This window comes from Pseudomonas sp. RV120224-01b (assembly GCF_003208145.1).
GTDB lineage: Bacteria > Pseudomonadota > Gammaproteobacteria > Pseudomonadales > Pseudomonadaceae > Aquipseudomonas > Aquipseudomonas monteilii.
This window is the reverse complement of record NZ_QKMQ01000024.1, coordinates 42,619-65,609: the sequence shown is the minus strand read 5'-3', so window position 1 is coordinate 65,609 and position 22,991 is coordinate 42,619. Positions and strand designations below refer to the sequence as shown.

Annotated in this window: 21 protein-coding genes and 2 tRNA genes; 3 read left to right on the top strand and 20 right to left on the bottom strand. The window is 60.5% G+C overall.

Translation table 11 applies throughout. The features are described from left to right. Positions 1–16 precede the first annotated feature (16 nt). The 10 genes from nusA to rlmE all read right to left on the bottom strand — a co-directional run bounded on the left by nusA (position 17) and on the right by rlmE (position 8,606). Positions 17–1,498: a transcription termination factor NusA gene (gene nusA / locus N436_RS26865; RefSeq protein ID WP_009685349.1), complete on the bottom strand. Its 1,482-nt coding sequence runs from the start codon at positions 1,496–1,498 to the stop codon at positions 17–19. A gap of 59 nt (positions 1,499–1,557) precedes the next feature. Beyond that, positions 1,558–2,016, bottom strand: coding sequence for a ribosome maturation factor RimP (rimP, locus tag N436_RS26860; protein WP_009685348.1), 459 nt, complete (start codon positions 2,014–2,016; stop codon positions 1,558–1,560). Positions 2,017–2,146: 130 nt separating this feature from the next. Further along, a tRNA-Met gene (locus tag N436_RS26855) sits at positions 2,147–2,223 on the bottom strand. A gap of 100 nt (positions 2,224–2,323) precedes the next feature. Beyond that, positions 2,324–2,409: transfer RNA gene (locus N436_RS26850), tRNA-Leu, on the bottom strand. A 21-nt stretch (positions 2,410–2,430) separates the two neighbouring features. Continuing rightward, positions 2,431–2,829 carry a preprotein translocase subunit SecG gene (gene secG / locus N436_RS26845; RefSeq protein ID WP_016712084.1) on the bottom strand — a complete coding sequence of 133 codons (399 nt, stop codon included), beginning with the start codon at positions 2,827–2,829 and terminating at the stop codon, positions 2,431–2,433. Between the two features lie 4 nt (positions 2,830–2,833). Then, positions 2,834–3,589 carry a triose-phosphate isomerase gene (tpiA, locus tag N436_RS26840; protein WP_086977100.1) on the bottom strand — a complete coding sequence of 252 codons (756 nt, stop codon included), beginning with the start codon at positions 3,587–3,589 and terminating at the stop codon, positions 2,834–2,836. 65 nt (positions 3,590–3,654) lie between these two features. Then, positions 3,655–4,995, bottom strand: coding sequence for a phosphoglucosamine mutase (gene glmM, locus N436_RS26835; RefSeq protein WP_110742385.1), 1,341 nt, complete (start codon positions 4,993–4,995; stop codon positions 3,655–3,657). Positions 4,996–5,011: 16 nt separating this feature from the next. Beyond that, entirely contained in the window at positions 5,012–5,863 is an 852-nt protein-coding gene (gene folP, locus N436_RS26830) for a dihydropteroate synthase (protein WP_105948690.1), read from the bottom strand. Positions 5,864–5,871: 8 nt separating this feature from the next. Next, the gene (gene ftsH, locus N436_RS26825) at positions 5,872–7,776 is read right to left on the bottom strand and encodes an ATP-dependent zinc metalloprotease FtsH (RefSeq protein WP_105948691.1); all 1,905 of its coding nucleotides are present in this window, start codon (positions 7,774–7,776) and stop codon (positions 5,872–5,874) included. A gap of 203 nt (positions 7,777–7,979) precedes the next feature. Then, complete coding sequence (gene rlmE, locus N436_RS26820) at positions 7,980–8,606, bottom strand: 23S rRNA (uridine(2552)-2'-O)-methyltransferase RlmE (RefSeq protein WP_012274251.1); 627 nt, start codon at positions 8,604–8,606, stop codon at positions 7,980–7,982. Positions 8,607–8,708: 102 nt separating this feature from the next. Between rlmE and yhbY the strand changes: the two genes are divergently transcribed. Then, positions 8,709–9,017 carry a ribosome assembly RNA-binding protein YhbY gene (yhbY, locus tag N436_RS26815; protein WP_110742384.1) on the top strand — a complete coding sequence of 103 codons (309 nt, stop codon included), beginning with the start codon at positions 8,709–8,711 and terminating at the stop codon, positions 9,015–9,017. 12 nt (positions 9,018–9,029) lie between these two features. Here the strand turns inward: yhbY and N436_RS26810 are convergent, their stop codons facing one another. The 8 genes from N436_RS26810 to grpE all read right to left on the bottom strand — a co-directional run bounded on the left by N436_RS26810 (position 9,030) and on the right by grpE (position 19,385). Then, on the bottom strand, positions 9,030–9,479 hold the full coding sequence (locus N436_RS26810) for a hypothetical protein (protein ID WP_012053750.1): 450 nt from the start codon (positions 9,477–9,479) through the stop codon (positions 9,030–9,032). Next, positions 9,457–9,933: a transcription elongation factor GreA gene (greA, locus tag N436_RS26805; RefSeq protein WP_024717413.1), complete on the bottom strand. Its 477-nt coding sequence runs from the start codon at positions 9,931–9,933 to the stop codon at positions 9,457–9,459. Before greA ends, N436_RS26810 begins: the two co-directional genes overlap by 23 nt. Positions 9,934–9,935: 2 nt before the next feature. Beyond that, complete coding sequence (gene carB, locus N436_RS26800) at positions 9,936–13,157, bottom strand: carbamoyl-phosphate synthase large subunit (protein WP_105948692.1); 3,222 nt, start codon at positions 13,155–13,157, stop codon at positions 9,936–9,938. A gap of 105 nt (positions 13,158–13,262) precedes the next feature. Continuing rightward, positions 13,263–14,399: a glutamine-hydrolyzing carbamoyl-phosphate synthase small subunit gene (carA, locus tag N436_RS26795; RefSeq protein ID WP_003249935.1), complete on the bottom strand. Its 1,137-nt coding sequence runs from the start codon at positions 14,397–14,399 to the stop codon at positions 13,263–13,265. 262 nt (positions 14,400–14,661) lie between these two features. Further along, positions 14,662–15,468 carry a 4-hydroxy-tetrahydrodipicolinate reductase gene (gene dapB / locus N436_RS26790; RefSeq protein ID WP_105948693.1) on the bottom strand — a complete coding sequence of 269 codons (807 nt, stop codon included), beginning with the start codon at positions 15,466–15,468 and terminating at the stop codon, positions 14,662–14,664. A 13-nt stretch (positions 15,469–15,481) separates the two neighbouring features. Beyond that, the gene (gene dnaJ / locus N436_RS26785; protein ID WP_012274254.1) at positions 15,482–16,606 is read right to left on the bottom strand and encodes a molecular chaperone DnaJ; all 1,125 of its coding nucleotides are present in this window, start codon (positions 16,604–16,606) and stop codon (positions 15,482–15,484) included. Positions 16,607–16,800: 194 nt separating this feature from the next. After that, positions 16,801–18,726 carry a molecular chaperone DnaK gene (gene dnaK / locus N436_RS26780; protein WP_105948694.1) on the bottom strand — a complete coding sequence of 642 codons (1,926 nt, stop codon included), beginning with the start codon at positions 18,724–18,726 and terminating at the stop codon, positions 16,801–16,803. Positions 18,727–18,827: 101 nt separating this feature from the next. Further along, the gene (grpE, locus tag N436_RS26775) at positions 18,828–19,385 is read right to left on the bottom strand and encodes a nucleotide exchange factor GrpE (protein WP_060498451.1); all 558 of its coding nucleotides are present in this window, start codon (positions 19,383–19,385) and stop codon (positions 18,828–18,830) included. 192 nt (positions 19,386–19,577) lie between these two features. On the opposite strand from grpE, the gene recN reads away from it, so the two are divergent. After that, the gene (recN, locus tag N436_RS26770) at positions 19,578–21,251 is read left to right on the top strand and encodes a DNA repair protein RecN (RefSeq protein ID WP_110742383.1); all 1,674 of its coding nucleotides are present in this window, start codon (positions 19,578–19,580) and stop codon (positions 21,249–21,251) included. Between the two features lie 78 nt (positions 21,252–21,329). Here recN and fur read toward each other — a convergent pair whose 3' ends face one another. Next, positions 21,330–21,734: a ferric iron uptake transcriptional regulator gene (gene fur, locus N436_RS26765; protein WP_012274258.1), complete on the bottom strand. Its 405-nt coding sequence runs from the start codon at positions 21,732–21,734 to the stop codon at positions 21,330–21,332. 97 nt (positions 21,735–21,831) lie between these two features. On the opposite strand from fur, the gene N436_RS26760 reads away from it, so the two are divergent. After that, entirely contained in the window at positions 21,832–22,368 is a 537-nt protein-coding gene (locus N436_RS26760) for an outer membrane protein assembly factor BamE (protein WP_110742382.1), read from the top strand. Positions 22,369–22,430: 62 nt separating this feature from the next. Here N436_RS26760 and N436_RS26755 read toward each other — a convergent pair whose 3' ends face one another. Continuing rightward, entirely contained in the window at positions 22,431–22,865 is a 435-nt protein-coding gene (locus N436_RS26755; RefSeq protein WP_105948696.1) for a type II toxin-antitoxin system RatA family toxin, read from the bottom strand. Positions 22,866–22,991 lie beyond the last annotated feature (126 nt).

The following is a 22,991-nucleotide window of genomic DNA, read 5'->3' as shown; positions in this document are numbered from 1 at the left end:
CTCAGGCCGCGCCTAATTACTCGAACCAATGGGCTCGGGCGGCCATGATCAACTTGCCGGCACGCTCTTCGTCGATGCCGTCGATGTCGAGCAGATCGTCGATCGACTGCTCGGCCAGGTCTTCGCGGTTAACCACGCCGCGCACCGCCAGTTCAGCCGCCAGGTCCTTGTCCATGCCCTCGAGGGAGAGCAGGTCTTCGGCCGGGTGGGCGTCTGCCAGTTTTTCTTCGGTAGCGATGGCCTTGGTCAACAAACGGTCCTTGGCTCGAGCGCGGAGCTCATTGACGATATCTTCGTCAAAGCCATCGATGTTGAGCATTTCTTCCAACGGTACGTAGGCAATTTCTTCGAGGCTGGTGAAGCCTTCGTCGACCAGCACTTGGGCCAGCTCCTCGTCGACTTCCAGCTCATCGATGAAGTTGCGCAGGATGTCACCGGTTTCGGCCTGTTGCTTGGCCTGGATGTCCTTCTCGGTCATCACGTTCAGGGTCCAGCCGGTCAGCTGACTGGCCAAACGAACGTTCTGACCGCCACGGCCAATGGCCTGGGCCAGGTTGTCCTCGGCGACGGCGATGTCCATGGCATGGGCATCTTCATCAACGATGATCGCCGCGACTTCAGCCGGCGACATGGCGTTGATGACGAACTGCGCCGGGTTATCGTCCCACAGGACGATATCCACACGCTCACCACCCAGCTCCCCGGATACGGCCTGGACGCGCGAACCACGCATGCCGATACAGGCGCCTTGCGGGTCGATGCGCTTGTCCTTGGAGCGGACGGCGATCTTGGCTCGCGAACCCGGATCACGGGAAGCAGCCATGACTTCGATCAGGCCCTCGGCAATTTCCGGCACTTCAATGCGGAAAAGCTCGATCAGCATCTGCGGCGCGGTGCGCGACAGGATCAGCTGTGGGCCACGGTTTTCGGTGCGAATTTCCTTGAGCAGCGCACGCAGGCGCACGCCAACACGGAAGGTTTCGCGCGGAATGATGTCTTCGCGGGCCAGCAGGGCCTCGGCGTTGTTGCCCAGGTCAACGATAACGTTGTCGCGGGTAACCTTTTTGACGGTGCCGGAGATGATCTCGCCAACGCGCTCACGGTAGGCATCGACCACCTGCGCACGCTCGGCCTCACGGACCTTCTGCACGATGACCTGCTTGGCGGTCTGGGCGGCGATACGACCGAACTCGATGGACTCGATCTTCTCTTCGATCACGTCACCGACCTTGGCTTCAGGGTGGGTGTCCTTGATCTTGTCCAGCCAGGTCTCGATTGCCGGATCATCAAGATCGGCTTCGTCGACCACGGTCCAGCGACGGAAAGTCTCGTAGCTACCGGTGTGGCGGTTGATTTCCACACGCAGGTCGACTTCGTCTTCAAAACGTTTTTTGGTTGCAGTGGCCAGAGCCACTTCCAGCGCTTCGAAAATGACGCCGGGCGGTACACCTTTTTCGTTGGATACCGATTCAACAACCAGCAGTACTTCTTTGCTCATCGTACGCCTCGCCTTGCGCAAGCCATTGGGCCCGGACAGTTCACCGGGCCCGGCACGTCTCAGTCAAAACTGGGAATAATATTGGCCTTGTCGATCGAGTCGATCGGCAACAGGAACTCCTGGTTGTCCACCTGGACCACCACGTCCTGCTCCTCCACACCGCGGAGAAGGCCCTGGAAGTTACGACGACCCTCGAAGGGTGAGCGCAGCTTGATCTTCACTTGTTCGCCGGCATGCGAGGCAAACTGTTCCAGAGTGAACAGTGGGCGATCCATGCCTGGAGAAGACACCTCGAGGGTGTACTCACTGCTGATTGGATCTTCCACATCGAGGATTGCGCTGGCCTGACGGCTGACCGCTTCGCAGTCGTCCACCAGGATGCCACCTTCCTTGTCGATGTAGATGCGCAGTACCGAATGCTTACCCTGGGAAACGAACTCGATCCCCCAGCACTGATAGCCCAGACCCTCGACAACCGGGGCCAACAAGGCCTGCAACTGTTCTAGCTTGCTCGACACCTGAACCCCCTCGTGCATGCTGTGCAAATAAAAAATGGGCGAAGCGCCCATCCCTGAAAGCGCCGTTGGACAACGACGCCGAAAACTGTTCGGTTAGCAAAAAGCCCCTGAAAAGGGGCTCCGCTGAAGCTGGTTGCGGGGGCTGGATTTGAACCAACGACCTTCGGGTTATGAGCCCGACGAGCTACCAAGCTGCTCCACCCCGCGACAAAGCTGGGGCAAAAGTATAAGACCGAACCCTGTTGAGGGTCAAATCAGAACCTTCACCTGCAAGAAAGCCCGCTAAAGCGGGCTCTCAAGCTTTAATTGGTACCGAGAAGGGGACTCGAACCCCTACACCCTATGGGCACAACCACCTCAAGGTTGCGTGTCTACCAATTCCACCACCTCGGCAATACTACTACTTGAAACCCGTTACTTCTGCTCTTGCGCCGGAGGAGGTACATCACCCGAGTTGCTGGTGGTTTCGCTCTTCTGCTGCTGGAGCACCGGTACATCATCATTAACTGCCGGTTTCTGCGGCTCTTTCACTTCTAGCACTGCTGGATCTGGAAGACCTGCTTGGCTAAGCTGGTGAGCTTGTTGCTTCGCGAAGTATCCTAACCCAAGTGCTGTCAAAAAGAAAGTGGCAGCGAGTATAGCAGTTAATTTACTTAGGAACGTTGCAGAGCCCTGGCTTCCGAACACGGTGTTTGAGGCACCCGCGCCGAAAGATGCACCTGCTTCAGCACCTTTACCCTGTTGCAACAGAACCAGCACTACTAGCGACAGCGCTGCCAACAGATGAAAAACAACGATGACTGTTTCCAGCATTTGTTCAGTTTCCTGCGGCGCGACAAATTGCACCGAATTCGTCTGCGTTCAGGGAAGCCCCACCAATGAGACCCCCATCGATATCCGGCATGCCGAACAGTTCGGCCGCATTGGCCGCCTTCACGCTGCCGCCGTAGAGCAACTGCACCTTCGCAGCCACTTCAGCATCTTCTGCCGCCAGCTGGCCGCGGATGGCGGCGTGCACATCCTGGGCCTGCTGTGGCGTGGCCGTCAGGCCAGTACCGATGGCCCATACAGGCTCATAGGCAATTACTGCATTGGCAAAAGCCTTAACACCGAATGCTTCGATGATACTGCTTAGTTGACGCCCGACAACTTCAAGCGTCTTGCCAGCCTCGCGCTCTTCAAGGGTTTCCCCGATGCAAAGCACTGGCTTCAAACCTTTGGCCTGCGCTGCTGCAAACTTGCGATTGAGCACTTCGTCGGTTTCACCAATGATCTGGCGACGCTCCGAATGACCAATCAACACCAACTTGCAACCCGCTTCAACCAGCTGCTCGGGAGCAACTTCCCCGGTCAGCGCACCCTGTTCGGGCTGTACAGCAGAATTCTGTGCGCCAACAGTAATTTCTTTACCTGCCAGGCCATCGATCACTTGATTGATGAACAAGGCCGGTGGAAATACCGCGACTTCCACTCCGCTCGGCAAGGCGAGATTACTCAAGCCTTCGGTCAGCTCAGCGACGCTAGCGCGGGTACCGTGCATCTTCCAGTTACCAGCTACCATAGGGCGACGCATGCTTTACCTCGTCGGTCAAAGTGGGCGCAGATCTTACCCAACCAGATCTGCGCTGGCAAGCGCCTTCAGACACAAACTTCGCCGACCAGTTTGGCCAGCGCTTCAGCGTGCATACGCACCTGGTTTTCGTCCTCGCCCTCGACCATGACCCGAACCAGTGGCTCGGTACCGGATTTGCGCAACAGCACACGGCCACGGCCAGCCAACGCCTCGGTCACCTTGGCACTGGCTTCCTTGACGGCCGGGTGCTCCAGCGGGTCGACCTTGCTGGCGCCGAAGCGCACGTTGATCAGCACCTGCGGGCACTTGCGCAGGGCCTGGCGGGCCTGGGCAAGGGTTTCGCCACGGCGCTTGAGCGCCATCAGCACCTGCAGCGCGGCGATGATCGCATCACCAGTAGTGGTGTGGTTGCAGCACACGACGTGGCCGGAGTTTTCGCCACCGACCAGCCACTCACGCTCAAGCAGCTCGGCCATGACGTAACGGTCACCGACCTTGGCCCGCACGAACGGGATATCCAGGTCCTTCAGCGCCAGCTCCAGACCCAGGTTGCTCATCAGCGTACCCACTACCCCGCCCTGCAGCTTGCCGCGGTCGTGCAGATCCCGGGCGATGATGAACAGCAACTCGTCACCATCGACGATGGCGCCGGTGTGGTCGACCATCAGCACGCGATCGCCGTCACCGTCGAAGGCAATACCAAGGTCGGCATGGCCTACCAATACGGCAGCCTGCAGCGATTCGATGTGGGTCGAGCCGCAACCTTCGTTGATGTTCAGGCCATCCGGCTGTGCATGCAGCACGGTCACGTCGGCGCCCAACTCACGGAACACGCTCGGCGCAACCTTGTAGGTGGCACCGTGGGCGCAATCGACCACCAGCTTGAGGCCTTCAAAGCCAGTACCCGTGGGTACACTGCTCTTGCAGAACTCGATATAACGGCCGGCAGCGTCGTTGATGCGCGAAACCTTGCCCAGCTTGCCCGAGTCGACCACGGTCATCGGCTGGTCGAGCAGCTCTTCGATCATCAGCTCGACTTCGTCCGGCAGCTTGGTGCCCTGACCGGAGAAGAACTTGATGCCGTTGTCTTCATGCGGGTTGTGCGAGGCACTGATGACAATGCCAGCCTGGGCATGGAACGTGCGCGTCAGATAGGCGATGGCCGGCGTAGGCATTGGCCCCAGCAGCATGACGTCGGCACCTGCCGCGGCCAGGCCGGCTTCGAGTGCAGACTCGAACATGTAGCCGGAGATACGCGTGTCCTTGCCCACCAACACCCGGCAATGGCCTTGCTTGCGGAAGGCCATGCCGGCCGCCCAACCCAGCTTCAGCATGAAGTCAGGCGTGATCGGGTATTCGCCGACGCGGCCACGAATGCCGTCGGTACCAAAGTATTTTCTGCTCATAGGGACTCCAATGTTCTTATTCGGCGTTTTGTACCGCAGCAATCATGCGCACCACATCGACAGTTTCAGCCACGTCATGGACACGAAGGATGCTCGCCCCCTTGGTCATGGCCAACGCCGCCAGCGCAAGGCTGCCGTACAACCGCTCGCCGACCGGACGTTCCAGCGTCAGGCCGATCATGCTCTTTCGTGAAACGCCCACCAGCAGCGGGCGCCCAAGGCGATAGAGCGCTTCCATGTGCTTGAACAGGCTCAGGTTGTGCGCCAGTGTCTTGGCGAAACCAAAGCCCGGGTCAAGGATGATTCTGTTTGCGTCGATGCCCGCCGCCGCACAGGCGGCCATCCGCTGCTCAAGATAACGCGTAACGTCAGCGGTCACATCATCGTAATGCGGGTCGTCCTGCATGTTACCCGGCTCGCCACGCATGTGCATGAGGCACACCGGCAGGCCGGTATCTGCCGCAGCGTCCAGAGCGCCATCGCGCTCCAGGGCGCGCACGTCATTGATGAGCCCGGCACCGAGACGGGCCGATTCACGGATGACGGCCGGTGTAGAGGTATCGACCGAGATGACCACATCGAGGCGGCTGTTGATTGCCTCGACCATCGGCGCGACACGCTCCAGCTCCTCGGTTACCGATACCGCCCGCGCACCAGGGCGCGTGGACTCGCCACCGATGTCGATCAGCGTGGCGCCGGCGGCGACCATTGCCTCGGCATGGCGCAGAGCCTCGTCGCGCTGACTGAAGCGTCCGCCATCGGAAAAGGAATCGGGGGTGATATTGAGAATACCCATGACATGGGTACGCGACAAATCAAGAACCCGGTTGCCGCAAGGCAACCGGGTCGGGTACTGCGCTGAGCTCATAGATGCCCTTAGTGTTGAGCTGCTGGGCCGCCGATTGGCGATTCCGGACGGTCATTCTGGGCCGCAGGCGTACCCGAATCCTTGTCATCGTCCCAGTCACGCGGTTCGCGCGGCGTACGCCCAGCCATGATGTCGTCGATCTGATCGGCATCAATGGTCTCATACTTCATCAGCGCTTCGGTCATCGCTTCGAGCTTGTCGCGGTTGTCGATCAGCAATTGCTTGGCCGTGGCGTAGCACTGATCGATGATGCTGCGCACCTCGGAGTCGATCAGCTTGGCAGTCTCGCCAGAAACACTGGCGTGCTGGCTGCCGGCGCTACGACCGAGGAACACCTCACCCTCTTCTTCTGCGTACATCAGCGGCCCGAGTTTCTCGGACAGGCCCCATTTGGTGACCATGTTCCGCGCGATCTGGCTGGCACGCATGATGTCGTTGGACGCACCGGTAGTGACGCCATCGAAGCCCAGGGTCATTTCTTCGGCGATACGGCCACCGTACAGCGAGCAGATCTGGCTGATCAGCGCACGCTTGGACAGGCTGTAGCGGTCTTCTTCCGGCAGGAACATGGTCACACCCAGGGCGCGACCGCGCGGAATGATGGAAACCTTGTAGACCGGGTCGTGCTCAGGCACCAGGCGACCAACAATGGCGTGGCCAGCCTCATGGTAGGCAGTGTTGCGCTTTTCTTTCTCGGACATGACCATGGTTTTGCGCTCGGCGCCCATCATGATCTTGTCCTTGGCCAGCTCGAACTCTTTCATTTCGACCAGGCGCTTGTTGGAGCGTGCGGCAAACAGCGAGGCCTCGTTGACCAGGTTGGCCAGGTCGGCACCGGAGAAGCCAGGGGTACCACGGGCAATGACCGCCGGGTTGACGTTTTCGCCGACCGGCACTTTGCGCATGTGCACCTTGAGGATCTGTTCGCGACCGCGGATGTCTGGCAGGCCTACCACCACCTGGCGGTCGAAACGGCCAGGACGAAGCAGCGCCGGGTCGAGTACGTCCGGTCGGTTGGTAGCAGCGATGACGATGATGCCATCGTTCATCTCGAAGCCGTCCATCTCTACCAGCAACTGGTTGAGGGTTTGTTCACGCTCGTCGTGACCGCCGCCCATGCCGGCGCCACGGTGGCGACCCACAGCGTCGATCTCGTCGATGAAGATGATGCATGGAGCGTGCTTCTTGGCCTGTTCGAACATGTCGCGCACACGGCTGGCACCGACACCTACGAACATTTCCACGAAGTCCGAACCGGAAATGGTGAAGAACGGTACTTTCGCTTCGCCGGCAATTGCCTTGGCCAGCAGGGTCTTACCGGTACCTGGCGGACCAACCATCAGCACACCGCGCGGAATGCGGCCGCCCAGACGCTGGAATTTGCCCGGATCACGCAGGAACTCGACCAGCTCGCCAACCTCTTCCTTGGCCTCGTCGCAGCCGGCAACATCGGCCAGCGTGGTCTTGACCTGGTCTTCGGACAGCAGGCGCGCCTTGCTCTTGCCAAAGCTCATCGGCCCGCCCTTGCCGCCCGCACCGCCTTGCATCTGGCGCATGAAGAACATGAACACGGCAATGATGACCAGGATCGGGAAGCTCGCCACCAGCAGTTGCGTCCAGATGCTCTGCTGCTCAGGCTGCTTGCCTTCGATGATGACATGGTTATCGACCAGGTCACCGATCAGGCCATTGTCGGTAATGGCCGGGCGCACGGTCTTGAAGTTGTCGCCGTCGGCGCGCTTGCCGGTAATGATGTAGCCGTCGACGGTCACACGCTCGACCTTGCCATCCTTGACCTGCTGGATGAAGTCGGAGTAGTTGAGGGTCTGCGGCTCGTTAGGGCTGGAGAAGTTGTTCATCACTGTCACCAGGACAGCTGCGATGATCAACCACAGGATCAGATTCTTTGCCATGTCGTTCAATTCGCTACCCTCTGAGGCCGGCGCACGACGCAGCCGTGCCTCGCATGATATTCATCGCCCTAACTTACTACATTACCCACGCAGCCGCAGGCACCGTCTGTAACCCTTTGTGAAAGCTAGACTACACGAAGTTCGGACAATCCTGACGCAGTGGCCGATTGGAATTAACTATCGGCCACCCCGCTTCACACCTTTCACGCCCCTTTGAAGCCCCTGCCCAACAGGTACTGCTCACGGGAACGGTCCCGCGACGACGACGGCTTGCGCATCTGCACCTTGTCGAACTTGCTGCGCACGTCCTTCAGGTACACGTCAAAACCTTCGCCCTGGAAAATCTTGATCAGGAAGTCGCCGCCGGGCTTGAGCACGCGGGTTGCCAGATCGAGGGCCAGCTCGCAGAGGAACATGGCGCGCGGTATGTCCACCGCAGGCGTACCACTCATATTGGGGGCCATGTCGGAAATCACAAGGTCTACGTGCGAATCACCGACCGCTTCGAGAATGCGCTGCAGGACTTCGTCGTGGGTGAAATCGCCCTGGATGAAGGTCACGTCGGCGATCGAGTCCATTTCCAGGATGTCGGACGCGATCAGCCTGCCCTGGCCACCAATCAGACGACTGGTCACCTGCGACCAGCCCCCCGGGGCCGCACCGAGGTCGATTACGCTCATGCCTGGACGGATCAGCCGGTCCTTTTCCTGGATCTCAAGCAGTTTGTAGCTCGCACGCGAGCGGTAGCCATCCTTCTGCGCCTGTTTCACAAAAGGATCGTTGAAATGCTCTCGCAGCCAGTTTGCGCTGCTTTTGGAACGTTGTACCACGGGGCACCTCGATGATATGCGTCGTGATTGACTGGGCGGAGCCGGTGGCCCTCGGGTAAAATGCCCGTCAATTTTACAGAATCAGACGGAAAGGGTCAGATTATGCCGCTCAATAACGAGCAGAAGAAGCAATACAAGTCCATTGGTCATGACCTGAAGCCGGTCCTGATCGTTGCTGGCAACGGTTTGAATGAAGGCGTCATCGCCGAACTGGAACGCGCGCTGGTCGACCATGAACTGATCAAGGTCGAGATTCGCTCGGAAGACCGCGAAGAACGCGCCGAAACCACAGCCGAGCTGTGCAAGGCTGGCCGTGCCGAGCTGGTGCAGACCATTGGCAAGAAAGCCCTGATCTACCGCAAGAATCCACAGCCGAACAAGCAGCTGTCCAACATCCACCGCTACAAGTAACGGTGGCTCCGGTCAGTGGCGCGGCGAACGCGCCCTGACCGGCACCGGCTGGGCCACCAGCACGATGCCGGAAAAGCCCAGTACCAGGAAGCAGAACATCTGCCAGCGCTCGCCCACGGAAATACCGTAGCGCAAGGTGTAGTACCCCACGCAGGCGCCGAAGCCGAGCAACAGCATCTGGCCACGGAACTGCCGCCACCAGGCCGCCAGGCCGTCCACCCTTGCCAGCACTGCCAGCTGGGTCAACAAGCCAAGCAACGCCACACCGATCAACCAGCGGTCGATCTGCCCGGCGATATCCTGCACCAGCAGCGGCGCCAGGCCACTGACCTTGAGCGCAGGCACCAGCCCTACATGAAACACCCACAGGCCACCGACCCAGAAAACCTGGGCCAGTTGCCAGAGGATCCCCTCGAGGGATGGCGCCCGCAGGCGCCGGTCAGATGTGCTTGACTTCGACAATCTCGTACTCGACCGTGCCGCTAGGCGTCTTGACGACGACAGTATCACCTTCTTCCTTGCCGATGATGGCACGGGCAATCGGCGCACCGCTCGAGAGCTTGCCCTGTTTCACGTCGGCTTCATCCTCGCCGACGATCTGGTAGGTCACCTCTTCATCGGTTTCGGTGTTGGCCAGTACCACGGTGGTACCGAAAATCACCTTGCCGGTGTGAGGGATCGTGGTCACATCGATCACGACCGAGTTCTGCAGGCGGCCTTCGATATCGCGGATACGCGCCTCGACCATGCCCTGCTCTTCGCGGGCTGCATGGTATTCGGCGTTTTCCTTGAGGTCACCCAGTTCGCGCGCTTCGCCGATTGCCTGGCTCAGGCGCGGGCGCTCGGTCTTGCTCAGGAACAGGTGCTCCTCTTCCAGGGCGCGAGCGCCCTGGACGGTCATCGGGTACTTGGTAATGCTCATGCTTTCAGTCCTGCATGCAGATCTTGCAAGCGACGAACGGTCTTTTCCGGACCAAACTTCAGCGCTTCGCAGATGGCTTCACCGGCCGCAATGGTGGTGGTGCAGTAAATCTTGTGCTGCAGCGCATTGCGACGAATCGAGTAGGAATCGGCGATCGACTGGCGGCCTTCGGTGGTGTTGATGATCAGCGACACTTCGTCGTTCTTGATCATGTCGACCACGTGCGGGCGACCTTCGGTCACCTTGTTCACACGGCGTACTTTCAGGCCAGCCGCTTCGATAACCTTGGCGGTGCCAGCAGTTGCAACCACTTCGAAGCCCAGGGCGATCAGGTCGCGGGCAACGCCAGCCACTTGTGGCTTGTCGTCGTCACGCACGCTGATGAACGCGGTACCGCCGGTCGGCAGCACTTCGCTGGCACCCATCTGGGCCTTGGCGAAGGCTTCACCGAAGCTGTCACCCACGCCCATGACTTCACCGGTCGATTTCATCTCAGGGCCGAGGATCGGGTCAACCCCCGGGAACTTGGCGAACGGGAAGACGGCTTCCTTGACGCTGTAGAAGTTCGGGATGATTTCCTGGGTGAAGCCCAGCTCTTTCAGGGTTTTGCCAGCCATGACGCGGGCGGCGATCATGGCCAGGGAAGTGCCGATGCACTTGGACACGAACGGCACGGTACGCGAGGCGCGCGGGTTGACTTCGATCACGTAGATCTTGTCGCCCTGCAGGGCCAGCTGCACGTTCATCAGGCCGACGACGCCCAGCTCCAGGGCCATTTTCTTGACCTGTACGCGAACTTCGTCCTGCACTTCCTTGCTCAGCGAGTAAGGTGGCAGCGAGCACGCCGAGTCACCCGAGTGAACACCAGCCTGCTCGATGTGCTGCATGATTGCGCCGATCACCACATCGGTACCGTCGCACACGGCGTCCACGTCCATCTCGATGGCGCAGTTGAGGAAGTGGTCGAGCAGTACCGGGCTGTCGTTGGAAACCTGTACGGCTTCACGCAGGTAGCGCTTGAGCTCGTCCAGTTCGTAGACGATTTCCATGGCGCGGCCACCCAGTACGTACGACGGGCGCACCACCAGCGGGTAACCGATACCACCAGCAGCGCTGATGGCTTCTTCTTCGCTGCGTACGGTGGCGTTTGGCGGCTGCAGCAGGTTCAGGCGCTGAACCATCTGCTGGAAGCGCTCACGGTCTTCGGCGCGGTCGATGGCGTCCGGGCTGGTACCGATGATCGGTACGCCGGCTTCTTCCAGGGCACGGGCCAGTTTCAGCGGAGTCTGGCCGCCGTAGTGCACGATCACGCCTTTCGGCTTCTCGACGCGGCAAACTTCCAGCACGTCTTCCAGGGTCAGCGGCTCGAAGTACAGGCGGTCGGAGGTGTCGTAGTCGGTGGAGACGGTTTCCGGGTTGCAGTTGACCATGATGGTCTCGTAACCGTCTTCACGCAGCGCCAGTGCGGCGTGTACGCAGCAGTAGTCGAACTCGATACCTTGACCGATACGGTTCGGGCCACCGCCCAGGATCATGATCTTGTCGCGGGTCGACGGGTTGGCCTCGCACTCTTCCTCGTAGGTGGAGTACAGGTAGGCGGTGTCGGTGGCGAACTCGGCGGCGCAGGTGTCGACGCGCTTGTACACCGGGAACACTTCCAGCTTGTGGCGGTGACGGCGCAGGTTCTTGTCGGTGATGCCCAGCAGCTTGGCCAGACGCTGGTCCGAGAAGCCCTTGCGCTTGAGGCGCAGCATGTAGTCCTTGTCGATCGCCGACAGGGCCAAGGTCTTGACCTTCTCTTCTTCCTTGATCAGGTCTTCCATCTGCACCAGGAACCACAGGTCGATGCCGGTCAGCTCGAAGATTTCCTCGATGGTCATGCCGGAACGCATGGCGTCAGCCACGTACCAGATACGCTCGGCACCCGGCACAGTCAGCTCGCGCTTGAGGATGCTGACAGCCTCCGGGCTGGCCAGATCGACTTTCGGGTCGAGGCCGCAGGCACCGACTTCCAGGCCGCGCAGGGCTTTCTGCAGGGATTCCTGGAAGGTACGGCCGATGGCCATGACTTCACCCACGGATTTCATCTGGGTGGTCAGACGGGCGTCGGCTTTCGGGAATTTCTCGAAGGCGAAGCGTGGCAGCTTGGTGACGACGTAGTCGATCGACGGCTCGAAGGACGCCGGGGTGCGGCCGCCGGTGATGTCGTTCTGCAGTTCGTCGAGGGTGTAACCAATGGCCAGCTTGGCAGCGATCTTGGCGATCGGGAAGCCGGTAGCCTTGGAGGCCAGTGCCGAGGAACGCGACACGCGCGGGTTCATCTCGATCACGACCATGCGGCCGGTGTTCGGGCAGATACCGAACTGCACGTTGGAACCGCCGGTTTCAACACCGATTTCACGCAGCACCGCCAGCGAGGCGTTGCGCATGATCTGGTATTCCTTGTCGGTCAGGGTCTGTGCCGGAGCAACGGTGATCGAGTCACCGGTGTGCACGCCCATCGGGTCGAAGTTCTCGATCGAGCAGACGATGATGCAGTTGTCCTTTTTGTCGCGGACCACTTCCATCTCGTACTCTTTCCAGCCGATCAGCGATTCGTCGATCAGCAGCTCTTTGGTCGGCGACAGGTCCAGACCACGGGTGCAGATTTCTTCGAATTCTTCACGGTTGTAGGCGATACCACCGCCAGTGCCGCCCATGGTGAACGATGGGCGGATGATGCATGGGAAGCCCAGCTTCTCGAGGACCGCGTTGGCCTCTTCCATGCTGTGAGCGATACCGGAGCGCGGGCACTCCAGGCCGATGTCCTTCATGGCCTTGTCGAAGCGCGAACGGTCTTCGGCTTTGTCGATGGTGTCGGCGTTGGCACCGATCATCTCTACGCCGAACTTCTCCAGAACGCCGTGGCGCTCCAGGTCCAGGGCGCAGTTCAGTGCGGTCTGGCCACCCATGGTCGGCAGGACGGCGTCCGGGCGCTCTTTCTCGATGATCTTGGCCACCGACTGCCATTTGATCGGCTCGATGTAGGTGGCGTCGGCCATGGCCGGGTCGGTCATGATGGTGGCTGGGTTGGAGTTCACCAGGATGACGCGGAAACCTTCCTCGCGCAGGGCTTTACAAGCCTGGGCGCCGGAGTAGTCGAATTCGCAGGCCTGGCCGATCACGATCGGGCCAGCGCCGAGAATCAGGATGCTTTTGATGTCTGTACGTTTTGGCATGGTTGTCACTCAAATCCGGGGTCAGTCGGCAAGCCGCTTTGAACAATCTGGGTCAGGCGCTTCCGGGCGCGGCGCAAGCCGGCCCGGGGCCTTGAAGCAGGATGCTCAGCGGCGCTTGGCCATGGCATCGGTGAAACGATCGAACAGTGGCGCGACGTCGGTCGGGCCTGGGCTCGCTTCAGGGTGGCCCTGGAAGCTGAACGCGCTCTTGTCGGTGCGCTCGATACCCTGCAGGGTGCCGTCGAACAGCGACTTGTGAATGGCGCGGACGTTGCCCGGCAGGGTGGCCTCGTCAACGGCAAAGCCGTGGTTCTGGCTGGTGATCATGACCACGCCGGTGTCCAGGTCCTGGACCGGGTGGTTGGCACCGTGGTGACCGTGGCCCATTTTCACGGTCTTGGCGCCGGAAGCCAGGGCCAGCAACTGGTGGCCGAGGCAGATGCCGAATACCGGGATCTCGGTTTCGAGGATTTCCTTGATCGCCTGGATCGCGTAGTCGCACGGCTCAGGGTCACCAGGGCCGTTGGACAGGAACACGCCGTCCGGGTTGAGTGCCAGCACTTCGCTGGCCGGGGTCTGGGCTGGTACCACGGTCACGCGGCAGCCACGGGCCACCAGCATGCGCAGGATGTTCAGCTTGACGCCGTAGTCGAAGGCAACCACGTGGTACGGCAGGTCGGCCGCGTCGATGGTCGGGTGGCTGTCGGTTTTCAGCTCCCACACGCTGGAGCGCCACTCGTAGCGTTCCTTGGTGGAAACGACCTTGGCCAGGTCCATGCCCTTCAGGCCCGGGAAGCCGCGGGCGGCGGCGATGGCGGCTTCTTCGCTGATGTTGTCACCGGCGAGGATGCAACCGTTCTGGGCGCCCTTTTCACGCAGGATTCGGGTCAGGCGACGGGTGTCGATGCCGGCGATGGCAACGACGTTGTTGGCCTTGAGGTACTCAGGCAGCGACTGGGTGTTACGCCAGTTGCTGGCCAGCAGCGGCAGGTCACGGATGACCAGGCCAGCGGACCAGACACGGTTCGACTCGGCATCTTCCGGCGTGGTGCCGGTGTTGCCGATGTGCGGGTAGGTCAGGGTAACGATTTGCTGCGCGTAGGAAGGGTCTGTAAGGATTTCCTGGTAGCCGGTCATAGCGGTGTTGAATACCACCTCACCAACGGTCTGACCGTCGGCACCGATAGCTTCACCGCGGAAAATACTGCCGTCGGCAAGGGCGAGTATGGCTGGCTTTGTCAAGAAGACCTCCCGTAAATCAAGCATGAAAGGGCGATCGCAGGTTGCAAAAAAGCGGAGTGACGTATGGACACGTCACCCCGCTTTCATGTGCTGAATTCAATTCGCTGCGCGCTTTTAGTGGACACACTAAAGCTGTAGCTTACAGAAAAGTGCGTTTTGGGTCTACCGCGGATGTGCCTCTAAAACACAAGATTGCGACAGGCTGACATCGGCGGCGGTTTCTCCGCGAGCAAGCCCGCGAAGAAACCGCCGCTCGAACGGCTTAATGCAGCTCAAGCACATCCTGCATGTCATACAGCGCAGGCTCACGCCCATCCAGCCACAGCGCCGCACGCACGGCACCCTTGGCAAAGGTCATGCGGCTGGAGGCCTTGTGGGTAATCTCCACGCGCTCACCTTCAGCGGCGAACAGCACGGTATGGTCACCCACCACATCACCGGCACGCACCGTGGCAAAGCCGATGGTCTGGCGCTCACGCGCACCGGTCTGCCCTTCACGGCCATACACGGCCACTTCCCTCAGGTCACGACCCAGCGCCTGGGCAACCACTTCACCCATGCGCAGCGCAGTGCCCGACGGGGCATCAACCTTGTGCCGGTGGTGCGCTTCGAGAATCTCGATGTCCACATCATCACCCAGCACACGCGCCGCGGTATCCAGCAGCTTCAGGCACAGGTTGACGCCAACGCTGAAGTTGGCCGCGAACACGATCGGGATTTCCTTGCCCGCTTCCAACAGCAGCGCTTTCTCTTCTGCAGTGAAACCGGTGGTACCAATCACCATGGCCTTACCCGCCTTGCGGCAGAACGCCAGGTTCTTCAGGGTAACCGACGGATGGGTGAAGTCGATCAGCACGTCGAACTCGTCAACCACCTTGGCCAGGTCGTCGGAGATCGGCACACCAATACGCCCCAAACCTGCCAGCTCACCCGCATCAGCACCTACCAGCGTGCTGTCAGGGCGATGGATGGCGGCCGTCAGGCCAGCCTTGGGTGCCTGCTGCTGGACAGCCTCGATCAGCACCTTGCCCATGCGCCCTGCCGCGCCCATTACCGCAATACGTCGCATAGCTTGTTCCTTGTCAGAGATCGCCGAAGAAGCGCTTCACGCCATCGAACCAGCCACTGGCCTTGGGCGAGTGGGAGCTGTCGCCTTCCAGCGAGTCACGCAGTTCTTCCAGCAGCTCGCGCTGGCGACGGCTGAGGTTGACCGGGGTTTCCACCGCCACACGGCACAGCAGGTCACCCGCACCACCGCCACGCACCGGCGCCACACCCTTGCCACGCAGGCGGAACTGCTTGCCGGTCTGGGTACCTTCCGGAATTTTCAGCTTCACGCGGCCATCCAGGGTCGGCACTTCCAGCTCGCCACCCAGGGCAGCATCGGTGTAGCTGATCGGCACTTCGCAATACAGGTGCTTGCCATCACGCTGGAAGATCTCGTGCTCACGCACGCTGATCACCACATACAGGTCGCCGGTCGGGCCACCATGGGTACCCGCCTCGCCCTCGCCGGACAGGCGGATGCGGTCGCCCGTATCGACGCCCGCCGGCACTTTGACCGACAGCGTCTTGTATTCCTCGACCCGGCCTTCGCCGTGGCACGAAGTGCATGGATCGGTGATGATCTTGCCCTGGCCATGGCAGCGCGGGCAGGTCTGTTGTACCGAGAAGAAACCTTGCTGCATGCGCACCTGGCCGATGCCACCGCAAGTCGGGCAAGTCGATGGAGTCGAGCCCTTCTTGGCGCCGGAACCATCGCAAGGCTGGCAGTTGACCAGGGTAGGTACGCGGATACTGACGGTGGTACCACGCACCGCTTCTTCCAGGTTCAGCTCCAGGGTGTAGCGCAGGTCGCTGCCACGCTGGGCACCGCCACGACCACCACCACGGCCACCACCGAAGAAGTCGCTGAATACATCGCCGAAGATGTCGGAGAAGTTGGCGCCGCCGAAACCAGCACCGCCACCACCCATGCTTGGGTCTACGCCGGCATGGCCGTACTGGTCGAACGCCGCACGCTTGCTGGCATCAGACAGTACTTCGTAGGCCTCGTTGGCCTCTTTGAACTTGTCTTCCGACTCTTTATCGCCCGGGTTGCGGTCCGGGTGGTACTTCATCGCCAGTCGGCGGTAAGCCTTTTTGAGGTCAGCTTCGCTGGCGCCGCGCTCGACACCCAGAACCTCATAGTAATCACGCTTGGACATAGGTCATTTGCACCTTGTTGGGCGTCTGGCATCTGCGCCGCGCCATCAGCACCTGCCGCCCCTCCAGGAGCGCTGACAGATACTGTAAAAATTCTCGAATTCCAGATACGCCAACGCGGGAGCAAGCCCCCGCGCGGCGACATCCTACCAGCTCACCGCCAAACGGCGGTGAACTGGCCGACAACATGCAGGGATTACTGCTTGTTGTTGTCTTTCACTTCTTCGAACTCGGCGTCAACCACGTCATCGTGCTTGGCTTCCGGCTCGGCCTGCTGCGCGCCACCTTGAGGCTGCTCAGCCGACTGCTCGGCGTACATCTTCTGGGCAACCGGGGCAGAGACCTTGGACAGCTCTTCAACCTTGGCATCGATTGCGGCCTTGTCGTCGCCTTTGACAGCGGCTTCCAGGGCAACAACGGCAGCCTCGATGGCGGTTTTCTCTTCAGCGGTAACCTTGTCACCTGCGTCAGCGACCATCTTGCGGGTCGAGTGAACCAGCGCATCACCCTGGTTACGGGCAGCGGCCAGCTCTTCGAACTTGCGGTCTTCCTCGGCGTTGGCCTCGGCATCACGCACCATGCGCTCGATTTCTTCGTCCGACAGGCCGGAGTTGGCCTTGATCACGATCGACTGCGACTTGCCGGTGGCCTTGTCTTTGGCGCTAACGTGCAGGATGCCGTTGGCGTCGATGTCGAAGGTGACTTCGATTTGCGGCACGCCACGCGGCGCTGGCGGAATGTCAGCCAGGTCGAACTTGCCCAGCGACTTGTTCTGCGCAGCCTGCTTACGCTCGCCTTGCAGCACGTGAATGGTCACGGCGCCCTGGTTGTCGTCGGCAGTCGAGAACACCTGCGACTTCTTGGTCGGGATGGTGGTGTTCTTCTCGATCAGCGCGGTCATCACGCCACCCATGGTTTCGATACCCAGAGTCAGCGGGCTGACGTCCAGCAGCAGCACGTCTTTCACGTCACCGGCCAGAACGGCGCCCTGGATGGCAGCACCCATGGCCACAGCTTCATCCGGGTTGACGTCCTTGCGAGCTTCTTTACCGAAGAAGTCGGCAACGGTTTTCTGTACCAGCGGCATACGGGTCTGGCCACCGACCAGGATCACGTCGTCGATCTTGCTGGCGTCGATGCCGGCATCTTTCAGGGCGATGCGGCAAGGCTCGATGGTGCGCTGCACCAGCTCTTCAACCAGCGACTCCAGCTTGGCGCGGGAGATTTTCACGTTCAGGTGCTTAGGACCGGTGGCATCTGCAGTGATGTACGGCAGGTTGACGTCGGTCGACTGAGCGGACGACAGCTCGATCTTGGCCTTTTCAGCGGCTTCTTTCAGGCGCTGCATGGCCAGCGGGTCGCCTTTCAGGTTCATGCCGGTTTCTTTCTTGAACTCTTCGACCAGGTAGTCGATCAGCAGCATGTCGAAGTCTTCGCCACCCAGGAAGGTGTCGCCGTTGGTAGCCAGTACTTCGAACTGGTGCTCACCGTCGACTTCGGCGATTTCGATGACCGAAACGTCGAAGGTACCGCCACCCAGGTCATAAACGATGACAGTGTGGTCGCCCTTGGCCTTGTCCATGCCGTAGGCCAGTGCAGCGGCGGTCGGTTCGTTGATGATGCGTTTTACGTCCAGGCCCGCGATGCGGCCGGCGTCCTTGGTGGCCTGACGCTGGCTGTCGTTGAAGTAGGCCGGTACGGTGATGACCGCTTCGGTCACTGGCTCGCCGAGGTAGTCTTCGGCGGTTTTCTTCATCTTTTTCAGCACTTCGGCGCTGATTTGCGGCGGTGCCATTTTCTGCCCGTTCACTTCAACCCAGGCGTCACCGTTGTCGGCCTTGGCGATTTTGTACGGAACCAGCTGGATGTCTTTCTGCACGACCTGCTCTTCGAAGCGGCGGCCGATCAGGCGCTTTACCGCGAACAGGGTGTTGTGCGGGTTGGTGACAGCCTGGCGCTTGGCCGACTGACCTACCAGGATTTCGCCATCGTTGGCGTAGGCCACGATCGAAGGGGTAGTACGCGCACCTTCGGCGTTTTCGATGACCTTGACGTTACCGTTTTCCAGAATGGAGACGCACGAGTTGGTGGTCCCCAGGTCGATACCGATGATTTTGCCCATGTTAACTCTCCCGAAACTTGAATTTGGTAGCAGCGACTACTTTGGCCAACTGCGGTAATACTTGAAGGCTTGACACCTAGATGGGGATGCCCCGATGGATTTCAAGCCTTTTCATTGATCGAGGGTTGCGCCGCGCTCGGCGCCTTGCTGACCACCACCATGGCGGGGCGCAGCAGGCGGCCGTTCAGCAGATAACCCTTCTGGAACACGTTCAGCACGCTGTTTGGCTCTACCTCAGCGTTTTCCTGCATGGCCATGGCCTGATGGTGGTCAGGATTGAATGGCTGGCCGTGCGGATCGACAACTTCGAGGTTGTAGCGCTTGAGGGTGTCCTGGAACATCTTCAAGGTCAGCTCGACGCCTTCACGGATCTGCTTGACGTGCTCATCCTCGGCACTGGAGTGTGCCAGGGCCAGCTCCAGGCTATCGATTACCGGCAGCAGGTCGCTGGAGAATTTCTCCAGGGCGAACTTGCGGGCCTTGTCGACTTCCTGCTCAGCGCGACGAATGCTGTTCTGCGCTTCCGCAGCGACACGCAGCGACTGATCCTTGGCGGCGGCCAGCTGCTCCTCGAGTTCCAGAACACGGGCGTCCGCAGTGGTTTCTGCACCGGTTTCTTCAACGTTAAGGTCTTTTTCGTTCAGCTGTTCGTCAGCCATGGGGTCTCTCCTGCGCAATTTTGTGGACTGCGAGCCAGGCTCGCCTTGGATGTCGGCTATATGGGGCCGGAAAAACCAGCTTCAAGGGGCAAGGTGGTTTTCCGGGCAGTAACAGAATCTGCCAAGGAGCATTGGCAGGCCTGAAAAAAGTACTGTATAAATAACCAGACCTGACTTTCGGGAGCCGCCCCCATGCTGGTGCACCTGTCCATTCACAATTACGCCATCGTCGAGCACCTCGACCTCGAAATTGCCCGCGGCATGTCCGTCATCACCGGCGAGACCGGTGCCGGCAAATCGATCATGCTCGACGCCCTCGGCCTTGCCCTGGGCGACCGGGCCGACAGCGGCGTGGTGCGCCCCGGCACCGACAAGGCGGACATTCTCGCCACCTTCGACCTGGTGGACATTCCCGAGGCCCATGCCTGGCTGGCCGAACGCGACCTGGACAACGACGGCCTGTGCATCCTGCGCCGGGTCATCACTGCCGAAGGCCGCAGCCGCGGCTACATCAACGGCACGCCCTGCCCGCTCGGCGACCTCAAGGCGCTGGGCGAACTGCTGATCGATATCCACAGCCAGCACGAACACCAGTCGCTGCTCAAGACCGATACTCACCGCCGCCTGCTCGACGAGTACGCGGGTGCCGTCGACCTGGCCCGCCAGGTGCAACTGGCGGCCAAGCGCTGGAACCAGACGCGTCTGGAGCTGGAACGCCTGTCCAACTCCGGCGATGAGCAGCGCGCCCGCCACCAGTTGCTCAGCTACCAACTGGAAGAGCTGGACAACCTTGGCCTGGGTGAACACGAACTGGAACACCTGGAGCAGGAGCACAAAAACCTGACCAGCGCCGAAGCGCTGTTCGGCATCTGCCGCCAGGTTATCGATCAGTGCAGCGAAAGCGATTCGGGCAACGTGCTGAGCGCCCTCACGTCCAGCCTCAACCGGCTGGGTGCGGCCACCAACTCACCCAAAGCCCTGGGTGAAGCAGCCAACCTGATTGCCAGCGCGCAGATCCAGGTAGAAGAAGCCGTGGGCGAGCTCAACCGCTTCCTCGACAACTTCGACGCCGACCCTATGCGCCTGCAAGCCTTGGAAGAACGTCTCGACACCATCTATACGCTGGCGCGCAAACATCGCGTGCACCCCACCGAGCTGCCTCATCTGCAGCAGCAGTTGATGGAAGAGATCGAAGGCCTGAACGCCAGCGACGAGTCAATCGAGCGATTGGGCGAAGAGCTTGCCGCCTTCGCCCAGCACTATAAAGAGAAGGCTCGCGAACTCAGCGGCCTGCGCCAGCAAGCGGCGCAGCAGCTGGCAGGCGCAGTGGAGCAAGAAATCCAACGCTTGGGCATGCCTGGTGGGCGTTTCTGCATCGACCTGACGCCCAACGAAGGCGCAGATTTGTCGCCTCACGGTTTGGAGCAGATCGAACTGCTGGTCAGCGCCAACCCCGGTCAACCACTCAAAGGGCTGGCAAAGGTAGCCTCGGGTGGCGAACTGTCGCGTATCAGCTTGGCGATTCAAGTGATCACCGCGCAGACCTCACGCATTCCTACCCTGGTGTTCGACGAAGTCGACGTGGGCATCGGCGGCCCTACCGCCGAAATTGTCGGGCAACTGCTGCGCCGCCTTGGCGAGCGCGGGCAAGTACTGACTGTAACCCACCTGCCGCAGGTGGCCGCGCAAGGGCATCACCACCTGTTCGTGCACAAGGTGCGCAACAGCGATACCACACACACCGCCGTGGCCAGCCTGGGCAAGCGTGAGCGGGTAGAAGAAGTGGCGCGGATGCTGGGCGGTATCGACCTGACCAAGGAATCCCTGGCGCATGCGCGCAAGATGGTCGTAAGCGGCAAGGCCTGACCCCTTCTTGTTCGGCCCCTCCAAAAGCACAAAGGCGACCCTAGGGTCGCCTTTGTCATTCATAACGATAAAAAATCGTTACTTCTTCTTACGCACATACAGGACCAGATTGTGGTCCACCAGCTCGTAGCCATGCTCGGCCACGATTTCGCGCTGGCGCTTCTCGATTTCGGCGTCCATGAACTCGATGACTTCACTGGTATCCACGTTCACCATGTGGTCGTGGTGACCACCATCGGCCAACTCGAACACGGCGTGGCCGCCGTCGAAGTTGTGGCGAACCACCAGGCCCGCCGCTTCGAACTGGGTCAGTACGCGATAGACGGTGGCCAGGCCTACGTCCTCGCCTGCTTCCATCAGCGCCTTGTAGACATCTTCGGCGCTCATGTGACGCTGCTCGGTGGAATCGAGCATCTGAAGGATCTTGACTCGAGGCAGGGTCACCTTGAGACCGGCTTTGCGCAATTCGCTATTTTCAACCATGGTCAGCTTTCTCGCCGATGCTGCTTCGCAGCTTCTCTTAATACGGGTATGATCGGGGTTTACGTTGTCCAGCCAAGATAGTGGAAGTCGCCCACCGATGCAAAACACCAAGCTCTTGCTAAACAGCCTCGCCCTCGCGGGACTGCTCGCACTCGCCGGTTGCTCGTTTCCCGGGGTTTACAAAATCGACATCCAGCAGGGCAATGTCGTCACGCAAGACATGATAGACCAATTACGCCCCGGAATGACCCGACGGCAAGTAAGGTTTATCATGGGCAACCCGCTGATTCAGGACACCTTCAACACCAACCGTTGGGACTACCTGTACAGCCTGCAGCCAGGTGGCGGTAAACGTCAGCAAGAACGCATGAGCGTGTTCTTCAACGAAAGCGACCAGCTGGTCAGCCTGTCTGGCGACTTCATGCCAGGTGTCAGCCGCGACCAGGAAATCCTCGGCGGTAGCAGCGACACCACGGTCAGCCCGGCCACCGAGCCTGGCCAGGCCGAACAGCCAGTCGTGCAGCCCGTGGAAAAACCAGCCAAGCCTGGCTCGACCGAAGAGTCCATCCAGCGCGAAATCGACACCATCGAGACCACCCCGGTCCCGACCCCTGCACCGCTGGAAACCCGCTAATCGGGCCAGCAGGCACAAAAAAGCCCGGACGTGTTCCGGGCTTTTTATTTTCGCTCGCTTAATCAGGCATTCAGCTGCTTGGCGCGCTGGCAGAAAGCATCAACCAAGGTGTTGGCCGCCTGATTGAACAGCGGGCCCAACGTGGCGCGCACAATCGGCCCGGCATAGTCGAAGGACAGGTCGAGGCTGATCTTGCAGGCCTTTTCACCGAGCGGCTTGAACACCCACACACCATGCAGCTGGGTGAACGGCCCTTCTTCGAGGTTCATCTCGATGGACTGCCCCGGTACCAGCACGTTACGCGTGACGAAGTGCTGGCTCATGCCCCCCTTGGCCACTTCGAGCCTGGCGCGCATATGCGTGTCGCTGGCTTCCATTACCGTCGAAGCCGAGCACCACGGCAGAAACTCAGGGTAGCTGGCCACATCGTTGACCAGATCGTAGAGCGCCTGGGCGGGGTATGGCAGCAGGGCAGAGCGTTGAATATGGGTAGTCATCCAGGCGTCACTTCCAAGGCTGGGTGGCGGCGCTTCGCAGCGTGCCGAAAACAGGTTCTGTGCGTATGACAGGGTTTGTATTGTCCGGTATTCATTCCGGTGGCTCAAGCACACCGAAATCCCATA